General features: G+C 68.8%; 15 protein-coding genes. 12 read left to right on the top strand and 3 right to left on the bottom strand.

Annotated features, from left to right (window positions below):
- Window position 1: 1 nt before the first annotated feature.
- From pcaH to pcaDC, 4 genes are all read left to right on the top strand, one after another.
- The gene (pcaH, locus tag CTP10_RS28440; protein ID WP_116322441.1) at window positions 2–703 is read left to right on the top strand and encodes a protocatechuate 3,4-dioxygenase subunit beta; all 702 of its coding nucleotides are present in this window, start codon (window positions 2–4) and stop codon (window positions 701–703) included.
- A gap of 4 nt (window positions 704–707) precedes the next feature.
- Window positions 708–1,277 (top strand): protocatechuate 3,4-dioxygenase subunit alpha, encoded by a 570-nt coding sequence (pcaG, locus tag CTP10_RS28435; protein WP_116322440.1) that lies wholly within the window; start codon window positions 708–710, stop codon window positions 1,275–1,277.
- A 127-nt stretch (window positions 1,278–1,404) separates the two neighbouring features.
- Window positions 1,405–2,772, top strand: coding sequence for a 3-carboxy-cis,cis-muconate cycloisomerase (locus tag CTP10_RS28430; protein WP_233528330.1), 1,368 nt, complete (start codon window positions 1,405–1,407; stop codon window positions 2,770–2,772).
- A gap of 19 nt (window positions 2,773–2,791) precedes the next feature.
- Window positions 2,792–3,967 carry a bifunctional 3-oxoadipate enol-lactonase/4-carboxymuconolactone decarboxylase PcaDC gene (pcaDC, locus tag CTP10_RS28425; protein ID WP_116322438.1) on the top strand — a complete coding sequence of 392 codons (1,176 nt, stop codon included), beginning with the start codon at window positions 2,792–2,794 and terminating at the stop codon, window positions 3,965–3,967.
- 4 nt (window positions 3,968–3,971) lie between these two features.
- On the opposite strand, the gene CTP10_RS28420 is transcribed toward pcaDC, so the two are convergent.
- Window positions 3,972–4,880, bottom strand: a complete 909-nt coding sequence (locus tag CTP10_RS28420) for a helix-turn-helix domain-containing protein (RefSeq protein WP_116322437.1) — start codon at window positions 4,878–4,880, stop codon at window positions 3,972–3,974.
- 127 nt (window positions 4,881–5,007) lie between these two features.
- Between CTP10_RS28420 and pobA the strand changes: the two genes are divergently transcribed.
- Window positions 5,008–6,177: a 4-hydroxybenzoate 3-monooxygenase gene (pobA, locus tag CTP10_RS28415; RefSeq protein WP_116322436.1), complete on the top strand. Its 1,170-nt coding sequence runs from the start codon at window positions 5,008–5,010 to the stop codon at window positions 6,175–6,177.
- 90 nt (window positions 6,178–6,267) lie between these two features.
- Here pobA and CTP10_RS28410 read toward each other — a convergent pair whose 3' ends face one another.
- A complete protein-coding gene (locus CTP10_RS28410) occupies window positions 6,268–7,182 on the bottom strand; it encodes a sterol desaturase family protein (RefSeq protein ID WP_116322435.1) in 915 nt (304 codons plus the stop codon).
- Window positions 7,183–7,434: 252 nt separating this feature from the next.
- Between CTP10_RS28410 and CTP10_RS28405 the strand changes: the two genes are divergently transcribed.
- From CTP10_RS28405 to CTP10_RS28390, 4 genes are all read left to right on the top strand, one after another.
- Complete coding sequence (locus CTP10_RS28405) at window positions 7,435–8,433, top strand: hypothetical protein (protein ID WP_116322434.1); 999 nt, start codon at window positions 7,435–7,437, stop codon at window positions 8,431–8,433.
- Window positions 8,434–8,653: 220 nt separating this feature from the next.
- Window positions 8,654–9,367, top strand: a complete 714-nt coding sequence (locus CTP10_RS28400) for a response regulator (protein WP_116322433.1) — start codon at window positions 8,654–8,656, stop codon at window positions 9,365–9,367.
- Window positions 9,368–9,381: 14 nt separating this feature from the next.
- A complete protein-coding gene (locus tag CTP10_RS28395) occupies window positions 9,382–10,713 on the top strand; it encodes an ATP-binding protein (protein ID WP_116322432.1) in 1,332 nt (443 codons plus the stop codon).
- A 232-nt stretch (window positions 10,714–10,945) separates the two neighbouring features.
- A complete protein-coding gene (locus tag CTP10_RS28390) occupies window positions 10,946–11,710 on the top strand; it encodes a DUF4410 domain-containing protein (RefSeq protein WP_116322431.1) in 765 nt (254 codons plus the stop codon).
- A 25-nt stretch (window positions 11,711–11,735) separates the two neighbouring features.
- Here the strand turns inward: CTP10_RS28390 and CTP10_RS28385 are convergent, their stop codons facing one another.
- On the bottom strand, window positions 11,736–12,200 hold the full coding sequence (locus CTP10_RS28385; protein ID WP_116322430.1) for a potassium channel family protein: 465 nt from the start codon (window positions 12,198–12,200) through the stop codon (window positions 11,736–11,738).
- Window positions 12,201–12,369: 169 nt separating this feature from the next.
- Between CTP10_RS28385 and CTP10_RS28380 the strand changes: the two genes are divergently transcribed.
- The 3 genes from CTP10_RS28380 to CTP10_RS28370 are packed head-to-tail and all read left to right on the top strand — an operon-like array spanning window position 12,370 to window position 14,718.
- Window positions 12,370–13,356 carry a Bug family tripartite tricarboxylate transporter substrate binding protein gene (locus CTP10_RS28380; RefSeq protein ID WP_116322429.1) on the top strand — a complete coding sequence of 329 codons (987 nt, stop codon included), beginning with the start codon at window positions 12,370–12,372 and terminating at the stop codon, window positions 13,354–13,356.
- 16 nt (window positions 13,357–13,372) lie between these two features.
- Entirely contained in the window at window positions 13,373–14,254 is an 882-nt protein-coding gene (locus CTP10_RS28375; RefSeq protein WP_116322428.1) for a PhzF family phenazine biosynthesis protein, read from the top strand.
- Window positions 14,251–14,718: a RidA family protein gene (locus CTP10_RS28370; protein WP_116322427.1), complete on the top strand. Its 468-nt coding sequence runs from the start codon at window positions 14,251–14,253 to the stop codon at window positions 14,716–14,718. The genes CTP10_RS28375 and CTP10_RS28370 overlap by 4 nt, the downstream gene beginning before the upstream one ends.
- Window positions 14,719–14,732: the final 14 nt, after the last annotated feature.

The following is a 14,732-nucleotide window of genomic DNA, read 5'->3' as shown; positions in this document are numbered from 1 at the left end:
AATGACCCGCCTTGCCCAGTATCGCCGTCCCTACTGGGACACCCAGCCCGAATACCGCTTCGATCCCTACGCCTCCACGCAGAAGCGCTCGCCGGATCAGCCGCTGATTGCGCTGCCGCAGTCGCTGTCCGAAGTGACCGGTCCCACCTTCGGCGCCGAGTTCGTCCGCGAAGGCGATAACGACCTCACCGTCGGCAACGGCGGCGAACCCATTGGCGAGCGCATCCTCGTGACCGGCCGCGTGCTGGACGAGAATGGCCGCCCGGTGCCGAATGCGCTGATCGAGGTGTGGCAGGCCAACGCGGCCGGCCGCTACGTGCACAAGCGCGACCAGCATGACGCACCGCTGGACCCGCATTTCTCCGGCGAGGGCCGCACCGTCACCGACGCCAACGGGCACTACCGGTTCAAGACCATCAGGCCCGGCGCCTATCCCTGGCGCAACCACCACAATGCCTGGCGGCCGCAGCATATCCACTTCTCGCTGTTCGGCAACGCCTACGCCACGCGGCTGGTGACGCAGATGTATTTCCCCGGCGATCCGCTGCTGCCGTTCGATCCGATCTTCAACTGCGTGCCGGACGAGAAGGCGCGCGACCGGCTCATCGCCAGCCTCGACTGGGAAACCACCCAGCCCGAATACGCGCTCGGCTACCGTTTCGATATCGTGCTGCGTGGCCGCGATGCCACGCCGATGGAGTAAGACCATGCTTTACGCCACCGCATCCCAGACCGTCGGTCCCTACCTTCATATCGGCCTGAGCGGGCTGAACTGCGCCGACCTGACCGCCAGCGCGCCGGCACTGGCCGGCCAGCGCATCGTGATCGAAGGCCGCGTCATCGACGGCAACGGCGAGCCCGTGCCGGACGGCATGGTCGAGATCTGGCAGGCCAATCCCGCTGGCCGCTACCGCCACGCCGAAGACACGCGCGAGCTGCCGCTGGTGCCCGGCTTTACCGGCTTCGGCCGCGTGCCGACCGAGGCCGATGGGTCGTTCCGCTTCGTCACCGTCAAGCCGGGTGCCGTGCCCGGGGCCGACGGCCGGCCGCAGGCGCCGCACATCATGGTGTCGGTGTTCATGCGCGGACTGGTCAAGCACGTTGCCACGCGCATGTACTTCCCGGACGAGGCCGCGGCCAATGGCGCCGATCCGGTGCTGGCGCTGGTGCCGGCCGGGCGGCGCGGCACGCTGGTCGGCAACGATGCCGGCAGCGGCACGCTGCGCTGGGATATCGTGCTGCAAGGCCCGGGCGAGACAGTGTTCTTCGATATCTGACACGCCGCGCCGGCGGCCGGGGACTCTCCCCAGGCCGCCGGCGACAGACGCATAATCAGGTGGTCGTCATCGCCACGACCCCCTACCGATCGCCCCCATGCCAACCGTCACGCGTCTCACCGATTTCATGTTCGGCAGCCCCGCTGTGCTGGACATCTTCTCCGACGCCGGCACCGTGCAACGCATGCTTGCCGTCGAGGCCGCGCTTGCGCGCGCCGAAGCGCAATGCGGCGTGATCCCGGCCGCTGCCGCGACCGTCATCACCGAAGTCTGCAGCGACATCGGCGCCATCGACCGCGATGCGCTGGCACAGGCCGCGGTCGCCGCCGGCAATCTCGCCATTCCCTTCGTCAGGCAACTGACCGCCGCCGTGGCCGCGCGCGATGCCGATGCGGCGCGCTTCGTGCACTGGGGCGCCACCAGCCAGGACATCATCGACACCGCGCTGGTCCTCCAGCTCGGCGACGCGCTGCGCGCGCTCGATGCCGACCTGGTCCGCCTGGGCGATGCCAGCGCCGCGCTGGCCAGCATGCATCGCGCCACGCCGATGGTGGCGCGCACCTGGCTGCAGCATGCGCTGCCGACCACCTTTGGCTGCAAGGCCGCCGGCTGGCTCGACGCGCTGCGCCGCGACCTCCCCCGCCTTGATGCAGCGCGCGCGCAGGCCCGCACGCTGCAGTTTGGCGGCGCAGCGGGCACGCTCGCCAGTCTCGGCGACGCCGCGCCCGGCGTAGCTGCCGCACTGGCCCGCGAGCTGGGCCTGGCCGCACCCGTGCTGCCGTGGCATGCGCATCGTGACCGCATGGTCGAAGTTGCCACCACGCTCGGCATGCTGACCGGTACGCTCGGCAAGATGGCGCGCGACATCTCCCTGCTGATGCAGACCGAGGTGGCGGAAGTGGCCGAGCCCACCGGGCCTGGCCGCGGCGGTTCCAGCACCATGCCGCACAAGCGCAATCCGGTCGGCTGCGCGGCGGTGCTGACGGCATCGGTGCGCGTGCCGCCGCTGGTGGCCACCATGCTGTCGGGCATGGTGCAGGAACACGAGCGCGCGCTTGGCGGCTGGCAGGCGGAATGGGACACGCTGCCGCAGATCGTCACGCTGGCCGCGGGCGCGTTGCGCCAGATGGGCGAGGTGGTGGCGGGGCTGCAGGTCGATGCGGCGCGCATGCGTGCCAACCTTGATCTCACGCATGGGCTGATTCTCGGCGAAGCCGCGATGCTGGAGCTCGGCGGCAGGATCGGCCGGCTGCAGGCGCATCACGTGGTGGAGCGCGCCTCGCGGCGTGCCGTGGCCGATGGCACCAGCCTGTGCGATGCTCTGGCCCGCACGCTGCAGGAGGAGCCTGCCCATGCGGGCCTGCTCGACGACGCCACGCTCGACCGCCTCGCCAACCCCGCCAACTACGCGGGCCAGTCAGCAGCCTTTGCCGACGCTGCCGTGCAGGCGTGGAAATCCGCGCTCGCCGGACGTGCCGCACGCCGACCGGCCTGAAGATTCTCAGGAGACTGCATTGCCCTATCTCGATCACGCCGGTGCCCGGCTTTTCTACACCGTCGACGGCCCCGCATCCGCACCGGCCATCGTCTTCTCCAACTCGCTTGGCACCGACTACACCATGTGGGAGCCACAGGCCGCCGCGCTGGCCGGGCGCTTTCGCGTGGTGCGCTACGACACGCGCGGCCACGGCCGCTCGACCGCACCCGGCGATGCCTTCACAGCTGAACAACTCGGCCAGGACGTGATCGCTATCCTGGATGCATTGAGTATCGGCCAGGCCGTGTTCTGTGGCCTGTCGATGGGCGGCCTGACCGGGATGTGGCTCGGCATCCATGCGCCCGAGCGCTTCTCCCGCATCGTTCTGGCCAATACCGCCGCGAAGATCGGCAACGCCGAGGGATGGAATTCGCGCATCGATACCGTGCTGCGCGACGGCATGGGCGTGATGGTCGCGCCTTCGGTCGAGCGCTGGTTCACTCCCGGGTTTGCCGCCACGGCCGACCGAGCCCTGGACGGCCTGCGCAGCGTGCTGGCAGGACTAGACCCACGCGGCTATGCGGCCAGCTGCGCGGCGGTGCGCGACGCCGACTTCCGCGAGGCGCTGTCGTCGATTCCGGTGCCGGTGCTGGTCATCGCCGGCAGCCAGGACCCGTCGACCACCGCGCAGGAGGGCCGCGCACTGGCCGATGCGATTCCCGGTGCGCGCTTCGTCGAACTGCCTGCCGCGCATATTTCCAGCTTCGAGCAGCCCGGCCGCTTTACCGCTGCACTGGTGGACTTCGTGCAAGGCCGCCTGCCCGTGACCGACGACCACGCGCGCTACGACGCCGGCCTTTCGGTGCGGCGCGAGGTGCTCGGCAGCGCGCATGTCGATCGCTCGCTGGCGCGGCTGACGCCGCTCAACGAGGAGTTCCAGAACCTGATCACGCGCTACGCCTGGGGTGAGATCTGGACGCGAGAAGGCCTGCCGCGCCACACCCGCAGCCTGCTGACCATCGCCATGATGGTGGCGCTGAACCGTTCGGAAGAACTGAAGCTGCATCTGCGCGCCGCGGCCAACAATGGCGTCACGCGCGACGAGATCAAGGAAGTGCTGCTGCAAACCGCGATCTATTGCGGTGTGCCGGCGGCGAATTCGGCGTTCCACCTGGCCGAAGAGGTCTTCGCCGAGATGGATAGGCCAGCCTGAGCAATCAGCCGGCCGGCTCCCGGGCCGGCTGCACCGCAAACGTCGGCAGCCGCGCCCGCCCCGATTGCCGGAACTCCGTGGGCGCCTGGCCCACCAGCCGCGCGAAGAAGCGGGAGAAGTACGCCGCATCGGAGAAGCCGAGCGACAACGCGATGTGCTTGATCTCCAGGTCGCTGAAGAGCAGGTCGCGCTGCGCCTCGGCGAGCACGCGCGCGTGGATCATCTGCAGGGCGGACTGCCCCGACGCCTGCCGGCACACGCGGTTGAGTTGCGTGGGCGTGATGCCGATCGCGCCGGCGTAGTGGCCGATCTCCTTCTGCTCGCGGTAATCCGATTCCAGCAGTTGCTGGAAGTGCTGGAAATGCCGCGCCGGCCGGCTGCTGCTGCGCGCGGCCGCCGGCGCCGCGGCATTGGCCAGCCGCGCAATGCCGATCAGCACCAGCGTCAGCAGCGCCGACAGCGACGCCCCGCGCCAGGCGGACACTGCCTCCATCTCCCCACGAAACAGCGCCAGCGCATCCGCCAGCGCGTGGCCGCGCCGCACGCGGTCATGGCGCGGGTGTTCAAACAGCGGCAGAGCATCCGGCACCCCCGCCAGCAGCGTGCGCAGGTGGCTGTCGGTCATGGTGACCACCATGCCATCGGTGTCTGGCGTAAACACGAAGCCGTGGATGTGCCGCGGCGGCATCGTCACCAGCGAGCCGCCGCGCAGCGGCTCGCGGCGCTCTTCGAGCAGGGCTTCGCCGCCACCCGCATGAATGTACAGAATTTGCAGGAATCGCTCATGCCGGTGGGGCTTGATCTCCCACCCGTGCAGGCGGCTGCGCGCGGCAATGGACTCGAAATGCAGCTGGTCGGACAGCGGCTCGGAAGAATTCACGCCGTACAGGGAGTAGGTCGGGACAGGTCTCACGGGGGGCGTCAGTGTTTACCAGCGATGTTCCGATTGTCCTTTCATTGGTTCGGTCTGTCCATTCCGTAGCGGGCGTGCTGCCACTATCGTTAGCGCCAGTAGATCGATATGCACAAGGAGACAAGACATGCGCACCCAGGTTGCCATCATCGGCGCCGGCCCCGCCGGCCTGCTGCTCGGGCAGTTGCTCAGCAAGGCGGGCATCGACAACATAATCGTCGAGCAACGCAGTCCGGAATACGTGCTGGGGCGCATCCGCGCCGGCATCCTCGAGAGCGTGACCGTCGATGCGCTGCAGCGCGCGGGTGTGGCGGCGCGGCTGCATGAGGAAGGGCTGGTGCACGACGGCATCGAGCTGTCATTCGATGGCCAGCGGCATCGCATCGACCTGCACGCGCTGGTCGGCCGCAGCGTGACCGTCTACGGCCAGACCGAGGTCACCCGCGACCTGATGGCGGCACGGCAGGAAGCGGGCATCACCACGGTCTATGACGCGCAGGAGGTCAGCCTGCATGACTTCGATGGCGCGAGGCCGGTGGTCCGTTACCGCAAGGATGGCGTGGCGCACGAGATCCACTGCGACTACATCGCCGGCTGCGACGGCTTTCATGGCGTCAGCCGCCAGAGCGTGCCGCAGACCGCCACGCAGTTGTTCGAGCGCGTCTATCCGTTCGGCTGGCTTGGCATCCTCTCCGACACGCCGCCGGTCGCGGACGAACTGATCTACGCCAGCCACGAACGCGGCTTTGCGCTGTGCAGCATGCGCACGCGCACGCGCAGCCGCTACTACGTGCAGGTGCCGTCGAGCGAGCGTGTGGAGGACTGGTCCGATGAACGCTTCTGGGACGAACTGCGCCGCCGCCTCGATCCGCAGTCGGCCCAGTCGCTGGTGACGGGCGCGAGCATCGAGAAAAGCATCGCGCCGCTGCGCAGCTTTGTCAGCGAGCCGATGCGCTTCGGCAACCTGTTCCTGGCCGGCGATGCCGCGCATATCGTGCCGCCCACCGGCGCCAAGGGGCTGAACCTGGCGGCCAGCGACGTGCTGACCCTGGCCGACGGACTGATCGCCGCCTACCGGCATGACGACAAGCGCGAGCTGGATGCCTATTCGGCGCGCTGCCTGCGCCGCATCTGGAAGGCCGAGCGCTTTTCATGGTGGCTGACTTCGCTGATGCATCGCTTCCCGGATGCGGATCCGTTTGCGCTGCGCATGCAGCGGGCCGAGCTCGATTACCTGGTGGGTTCGGAAGCGGCGTGCCGGGTGCTGGCGGAGAATTATGTGGGGTTGCCTTACTGAACGGCCAAAACCGGCGGCGCGCGGGGCGTAGATGGTAGCAAAGACAAAGCGCGGCATTTGCCGCGCTTTTTAACCTGCATCCATCAGGTATTACCTGATCTCCACCGCCACCTTCCCCCCAGCCTGCGCCTGCAGCCGCAGGCTTTCCGTGGTATCCCCCGACCCATCCGGCGTCCAGCCCGGGGGCATCACCAGATAGCCAATCGCATTCAGCAGGCTGCCGGCATTGGCCATGTCCTTGCCCAGGCCGATCCAGTGTTCGAACTGGTTGACCAGCGGGTTGTGCGTGGTGGTCGGGTGGACCAGGCCGTAGCGGCACGGTTCGTCTTCACGCTCTGCCACATAGGTGCCGAACAGGCGGTCGAAGATGATCAGCACGCCGCCGAAGTTCGCATCGAGGTAGTCGATGTTCGAGGCATGGTGCACGCGGTGCGCCGACGGGGTGTTGAACACGTATTCGAGCCAGCCCAGCTTGGGGATCCAGGTGGTGTGCAGCCAGAACTGGTACAGCAGGTTCAGGCTCACCGTGGCCAGCACCACTTCAGGACGAACGCCCAGGAAGACCAGCGGCGCGAAGAAGATGGCGGTGCCCGTGATCTTGCCGGTCCAGCCAAGGCGATAGGCGGTGCCCAGCGTCAGTTCGTTCGGCGAGTGGTGCACCGCGTGCGTCGCCCAGAAGAAGCGGATGCGGTGCGAGGCGCGGTGGTACCAGTAGTAGCAGAACTCTTGTCCGAGGAATAGCAGCAGCACGGCCAGCGCGCTGTTGATCTCGACGGTGAAGAGGCGGTGCTGCCAGGCAAACGCGAACACCGGCGTGGCCAGCGACAGCGGCAGCAGCGCCAGCAGCTTGCGGCCAACCAGGTCGGCGAGCGACAGGGCGACTTCATGCCAGGGATAGGCCTTGCCCTGACGGTTCGCCTTGCGTGCCAGCACGAAGGCTTCGACCAGGGAGACCGCCACGATAAACGCCGTGACGTAGAGGGTGAATTTGCCGAGGTTGTGCATGTCGGGTCCAGTGCGGTGAGGTGGGACGCTTGGCTTGCGGGTTGCTGCTTGCTGCGTCGGTGAGGCAAATGTAGTGGCTGGACCCGTGCGGCGCCATGCGGCAATTATTTCGCCGTATGTCATGCCCGGCGGGCCGCGGGCGGTGTAACACCGCGACATTTTTCTTACCGCGAAAAGCTGCAGCCCCTTTCCTATAGTTCGACCGTCGCCGCGCAACGGAGCGCGGCATGAAACGAACCGGAAGGACCTGCCATGACGAAACGCCTCAGCAATCTTGCCTCTTCCCTGCGCCTGCCCCGCCTGCTCGGTATCGCCAGTGGCGCACTGGTGATCCTGGCCAGCACGCCCGCTTTTGCCGCATTCGGTGGCCACAGCACGGCTTATACGCCGCGCGGCACGTTCAGCAGCGGGCATATCGGCGCCTGCGGCGGCGGCAGCTGCTCGCACGCCGGTGGCATCGAGGGGCCGCATGGTGGCCTGGCCACCAACACCGGCACCGTGACGCGCACCGCGCCGGGACAGTTCAGCAACAGCGGCACCGCCGTCGGTCCCAACGGGCGCTCGGTGCAGCACGACGGCAGCACCAGTTGCGCCGGCGGCACCTGTTCGCACAGTGGCGACCTGACCGGCCCCAATGGCCAGACCGCCACCACTTCAGGCAGCGTGACCCGCGAAGGCGTGGGCCAGTATTCGTCGTCGGGCACGGTCACTGGCGCAAACGGCAATAGCTACGGGCACGCCGCTTCCACCAACTGCGCCGGCTCGACCTGCTACCGCTCCGGCACCGGGACCGGCGCGCAGGGCGGCACCGTTACGCACTCGGGCAGCGCCACCAGCGTGGCGCCGGGAGTCGTGACCACCGGCGGCGGCACTACCGTGGTCCACGGCGCGGCGGTGACGACCGGCGGCACTACCGTCACCACGGTCGGAACGGTTGGAACGGTCGCTGCCGTCGGTACGGTGGGTACGGTGGGTACGACGGTGGCGGTCAGCACGCCGCCGGTGGTGGTCACGCCGCCGCCCCCGCCGCCGGTGCCTGTCTATGTGCCGGCCCCGGCGCCCGCCACGGTGTACGTGCCGCCGCCCGCCAAGGTCGTGGTTGCCCCGCCGCCGCCGGTCCGCGTCGTGGTCGCCGCACCGGTGCCGCGCACGATCTATGTCGCGCCGCGCGCGGTCTACGTGGCCCGTCCGGCCGTCATGATCCCCGGCCACTGGGCCGGCGGCGTGTGGGTACCCGCCCATGTGGTCTGAGCGCCACGAGGCGGTTACCCATTGCAGAGCGCCGGAAAAAGACCGGCCAGCCCACCGAGTCCATCATGAGGAAGATGATTGCAGTGCTTATGTTGTGTATTGTTTCTGCAGGCGCCTATGCACAAAGTGCCGGGATGCAGTCGCGCTGAGGCCATGCGCTCAAGCCTGGCGCCGAGTTTGGGACAGCAAGCCGGCACGCCGGCATCGCCGGAGACCCGTGATGGAACAGGTGAACAGGATTGTCGTGCTCGACGATGAAGCCGAGCTGCGCAACATGCTGCAACGCTTCCTGACCGGGCACGGCTTCCGCGTGCGCGCGGTGGCCGACGGCAAGCAGCTCGACAAGTACTTGCAGCGCGAGCCGCATGACCTGCTGGTGCTCGACCTGATGATGGAGCCCGAGGATGGCCTCACCATCTGCAAGCGCCTGCGGGCCGAGGGCCACACGCTGCCGATCCTGATGCTGACGGCCAAGGGCGACCCGATGGACCGCGTCGCCGGCCTGGAAACGGGCGCCGACGACTACCTTGCCAAGCCCTTCGTGCCGGACGAGCTGGTGGCGCGCATCCGCGCGCTGTTGCGGCGGCAGAAAATGTCGGCCGGCGATCCCACCGTGACTACGCAGCGGCTGCGCTTTGGCGACTTTACCTTCGATGTCGGCCAGCAGACGCTGATGCGCGGTGGCGAGCCGGTCGAAGTTCATTCGGCGCAGATGCTGCTGCTGCACGCGCTGGGTTCGTCGCCGAACCGTGCGGTCAGCCGCGAGAACCTGCTCGCGCGGGCGCGTGGGCGCGACCATGACGCGCTCGACCGCAGCATCGACGTGCAGATCCTCCGGCTGCGCCAGATCGTCGAAGACGATCCGTCCAAGCCGCGCTTTATCAAGACCGTGTGGGGCGTCGGCTACATGCTGGTCGCCGGCGTGGATTCGTGACGCGGTCGTCGCCCATGCTCAGGCGCCTGCTGCCACGCTCGCTGCTGGCGCGCAATATCCTGCTGCTGGTGGCGCTGGTGGCCATCACCCAGGCGTGTTCGCTGACGGTGCTGCTGCACTACGTCCAGCGCCCGCGCATCGAGCGCGCCGCCATCGTCTTTGCCGATTACGTGCGCACGCTCGACCGCGTGGTGGCGGCAATGCCGCTTGATCCCAGCGGTGCCACGGCCACGCGCATGGGCGCGCAGGCGCAGGAGCCCGCGCACGCCGCCGAGAAGCCGGCGCCAGACCTGCAACACCTGCTGCGCACCTGGCAGCGCGACGTCTTCATGGAAGCCCTGCGCCGCCATCTTCCCGCCGACATGCCGGTGCGATGGCAGGCCGGCGAGGCCGAGCAGCTGTGGATCCGCATGCATGTGGGCGGCGCGCCCCGCTGGATCGGGCTGCCGATCAGCGATGACGTGCGCGCCGGCGGCATTGCCACGGCGCTGGCGCTGTCGACCGCGCTGGCGCTGCTGGCGGCGCTGACCGGCTACCTGATCCAGCGCCACCTGAACCGGCCGCTGCAGGACCTGGCGCGTGCAGCGCAGGACATTTGCGGGGGCTCGACACCGCCGCCGCTGCCGACCGACGGCCCGACCGAGATCGCCCAGGTCAGCAGCGCCTTCAACCAGATGACGCAGGCATTGCAGCAGGCCGAGCAGACCCGGGCGCTGATGCTCGCGGGTGTCTCGCACGACATCCGCACGCCGCTGACCAAATTGCGCCTGGCCATGGCCATGTCGATCCCGCGCGGCGCCGACGATGCCTTCGTCGCCTCGGCCGAGGGCTACCTGGACCACATCGAGACCATCCTGCAGCAGTTCATGGACTACGCCGGCAGCGGCGAGAAAGAGCAGCCCCAGCCCGGCGACGTCAACGCCCTGGTGTCGCAACTGGCCGCCGACTTCGCCGGCCTGGGCCATGAGTTCGAGCTGTCGCTGGCGGAATTGCCGCCGGTTCCCTATCGCCCGGTCAGCCTGATGCGGCTGCTGATGAACCTGATGCAGAACGCTGTCGTCTACGGCAAGTCGGGCTTCAGCGTGCGCACGTGGCGCGATGCCGCGTGCGCTTATGTGGCCGTTGGCGATCGCGGCACCGGCATCGCCGCGCACGAGCTGGAGCAGCTCAAGGCGCCTTTCAGCCGCGGCGCCAACGCGCGCGGCCACGCTGGTGGCACCGGGCTCGGGCTGGCCATCGTCGACCGCATCGCGCGGCTGCACGGCGGCTCGCTGCAGTTCCGCCCGCGCGATGGCGGCGGGCTCGAAGCAGTGGTGGCGCTGCCGCTGCAGGCACCGGCGGCGTAGCGCGGGCACCACCTCGTCCCCCGGCGCCGTGACATGGCGCGAAATAATTCCCAGATGGCGCTGCGCGCGGGTTTTTTCCATACTTCCGTCACCGCGAGGCCAGACACGGAAACACCGAAGCAGGCAGCGCGACAAGAAGCTCCCGATGGTTTGCGATCTCCTGGTGCAACGATGTCGGCGACAGCTTTCCACTACCGACCGGCAACGACCTGCCAACCTGAAGGAACCGAATATGCGCAACGCTCTCCAGACCATCGCCAAGCAAACCAAGCGCCTGACCATCGCCGCACTCGCCGCCACCGCCATGCTCGGCGCCGGCTACGCCAACGCCGCTGTCACCGGCATCAACCAGATGGGCCTGACGCAGGCCGTGCACGCCGACGTGATCTATGTCCACGCGTTCGACGCCGATGCCGGGCAGGTGAAGCTTGACGGTGGCCTGGCGCAGAAGGTCAAGATGATGGCCGCCGGCGGCTCGTCGGCCAATGCGCAAGGCCAGACCGCAGCCGAAGCGCGCGATCAGGTCGCCAACGAGATCGTCCGCCAACTGCGCGGCATGGGCCTCAACGCCGTGCGTTCCGATGCCCCGGCGCCGGCGGGTGCCAACGCACTGATCGTCGAAGGCGATTTCCGCAAGATCGACGAAGGCAGCGGCCGCCGCCGTCTGCTCATCGGCCTGGGTGCCGGCAAGAGCGAAGTCGGCGCCGACGTGCGCATCTCGTACAAGCCCGCCAATGGCGCCCCGGTCCCGCTGCAGAGCTTTGTCGCCAACGCCGACAGCGGCCATATCCCGGGCGTGGCCGAAACCGCCGGCATCGGTGCCGCGGCCGGGCACGTGGCGATGGCGGCTGCCGGTGGTGCCGGTGTGCACGGCGCCACGGAAATGACGCATGACTCGATCTCCGCCGATGCGACGCGCCTGGGCAATTCGATCGCCAGTCAGGTCGCGGCCGCGAGCACCGAAGAAGGCTGGCTGACCGCCTCGGCGGCCCGCTGAGCCACACGCCCACCGGTGGGCTTGGTCAGCCCTGTGCGGCCCCGCCTTGTGCGGGGCCTTCGTCGTCCCCCTTGCGCAGCACCTTGCTCACCACCCTGGAAAAGAACGCAAAGTACAGGCCGGTCGACAGGCCGCACATCAGGATCCCGGTCAGCGCTTCGACGCCTCCCACCAGCCGCCATTCCTGCGGCAGCACCACGTCGCCATAGCCGGTGGTGGTGTACGTCACGGCGCTGAAGTAGAGCGCCGTATGCAGGTCGGGCAACCCTGCGCGCCAGTAGTAGAACAGGCCCCATGCCACGATCTGCAGCAGGTGCAGCAGGATCGTGCACGCCGCCAGGCTGATCAGCGCGTGCGTGGCGCGCCAGAAGTAGCGTGGCCCCGCCGGGATCCGCCACTTGAGCCAGTGAAACGCCGCCATGATGCCGATCGCGTGGATCGATACGCAAAGCGCCATCAGGAGGAATGCGAGGAGAGCCTTGGTCAGCATGGTCGTGTCCGTGGGTATCGGGCGGTCCCATGCTACCCCAGTGGCGCGGCGGCATGGCGGGGCGGCAATTGCCGTTGTCCGATTTCGGATCAAGACCTGTCGCCTGCCGGTTTGGCCGCAGGGTGCCCCGTCCCTAGACTCAAGCCGTTCGAGTCAAGGAGAACGCGCCATGGCAACCCTGCCACCCTTCGTGCCCCATCTGTCCGCCTGCATCCTCGGGGCGCTTTGCCTGGTTCCAGCCGGCGCCGCCGTCGCCCAGGACTGGCCCACCAAGCCGGTCACGCTGGTGGTGCCGTTTCCGGCCGGCGGCGGCACCGACCTGCTGGTCCGCACCATCCAGCCCAAGCTGCAGGCGGCGCTTGGCCAGCCTGTGGTGATCGACAACCGCGGTGGCGCGGGCGGCACCATCGGCTCGACGTTCGTGGCGCGTGCCGCGCCGGACGGCTACGTGGTGGGCGTGGCGACGACCAGCACGCACGCTGTCAGCGCCAGCGTCTATCCCAGGCTGCCGTACAAGCCCGCCACCGACTTTGCCTACGCTGGCTTTATCGGCACGTCGCCTTATGTGCTCGCAGTCAATCGCGCACTGCAGGCACCTGACGTGAAGACGCTGCTCGACCGGCTGCGCCACGACAAGCTCGCGCAGCACAGCTTTGCCTCGGTTGGCGTGGGCACGGTATCGCACCTGATCGGGGTGCAATTCCAGGCGTTGTCCAAAGTGCCGCTCACGCATGTGCCGTATCGCGGCGCAGCGCCCGCCTATACCGACCTCATCGGCGGCCAGGTGCAGCTGATGTTCGACAACCCGGCGGGACTTGTGCCGTACCTCCGCGCCAACAAGCTGGTTGCCGTCGCGACGACCGCGCCAACGCCGCTGCTGCCCAACGTGCCGACCTTCGCCAGCCAGGGGGTGCCGGGCTTCGCGCAACAGCTCTGGTATGGACTGGCGTTTCCGCGCGGGACGCCGGCGCCGGTGATCGCGCGCATGAACCACGTGCTCAACCAGGTGCTGGCGGACAAGGACACTATCCGCGAACTTGCGGACAAGGGCGTGACGGCGCGGCCGGGCACACCTGCCGAGATGCTGGCCGCCGTGCAGCACGACCTGTCTTACTGGGGCGCGACTGCCCGGTCCGTGGGAGCGACGATTGAATAAGCCACAGCGACACACCATGCCAGCGCGCGGCCGCGTCGCGCTGATCGACGTATTCGTGCGCGGCCCCGGCGGCGGCAATCCGGTGCCGCTGGTGGCCGATGCGCAAGGCATGTCCGAGACGGACATGCAGCAGGTTGCGGCGCGCCACGGCCATGAATCCGCCTTTGTGCTGCCGCCGTCGGCCGATGGGGCGGACCTGCGCCTGCGCTTTTTCGTGCCGCGGCACGAGATGGAAATGTGCGGCCATGCCACGGTGGGCGCGTTGTGGGCGTTGCGGCAGTGGGGCCGCTGGACCACGCCGGCCGCGCGCATCGAGACGCTGAGCGGCAGCGTGACGGCGCGCTGGGACGACGCGGCGCAACGGGTGTGGATTTCGCAGCCGCCGGTGCAGGCGAGCGCGCTGGATGCGGCCCAGCGCCGGGCGGTCGCCGCGGTGCTGGGCCTGCCCGGCGATGGTGCAGGCATTGCCATGACCAACGCCTGCACCAGCCGCGTCAAGACACTGGTGGCGATGCCGGACGTGGCGGCGCTGGCCGCGTTGCGGCCGGACTTCGCACGGATGGCGGCGTTGTGCGATGCGATCGGGTCCACCGGGCTGTATCCGTACGCGGACGCGGCAACGGGCGACCCGGCAACGCCGCCGGCCACGCGGGCGGTGCATGCACGGCAGTTTCCCCGCTCTTCCGGCTACCCGGAGGATGCCGCCACCGGTATTGCCGCGGCTGCGCTGTGGGGTCACCTTGCCGGCAATTCTCGGGGTGTCGCGCCAGTGCTGGCGGTACGGCAGGGTGAAACCATGGGCCGCCCGTCGGAGATCGTGGTGGCACCGCGCGTGGCCGCCGACGGCACCGCGCAGGGCTGCTGGCTCAGCGGCGCGGTGCAATGGAGCCAGCCATGAGTGCCACGACGCCGGAAGGCCGGCTCGCGGCCGCGGGCTTTGTGCTGCCGCCCGCGCCCGTGCCGCGCGGCAGCTACGCCCCGGCCTGCGTGATCGACGGGCGCATCAGCATCAGCGGCCAGACGCCGCGACGCGACGGCGTTGCCTTGGCCGGCTGCTGCGCCACTGAAGCCGATATCCCGGGCGCTCGCCGGGCCGCCGAGGTGGCGATGCTGAACGCGCTGGCCGCGTTGCGTACAGCCGCCGGCGGCCAGCTGGCGGCAGTGCGGCAGGTTACGCGGCTGCGCGGCTTCGTGCGCGCGCACGGCGATTTCACCCGGCATTCGTTGGTGGTCGACAGCGCCTCCGCCGTGCTGGCACTGGCCTTCCCCGCGCAGGCGCTCCCCGCTCGCACCGCGGTGGGTGTGGCAAGCCTGCCGGACTGTGCCTGGATCGAGATCGAACTGGAAGCCTGCCTGGCCTGAATGGCCTCCCTGGC

This window comes from Cupriavidus sp. P-10 (assembly GCF_003402535.2).
GTDB lineage: Bacteria > Pseudomonadota > Gammaproteobacteria > Burkholderiales > Burkholderiaceae > Cupriavidus.
Note: the sequence above shows the minus strand (reverse complement) of the source record. Positions and strands in the feature narration are given on the sequence as shown.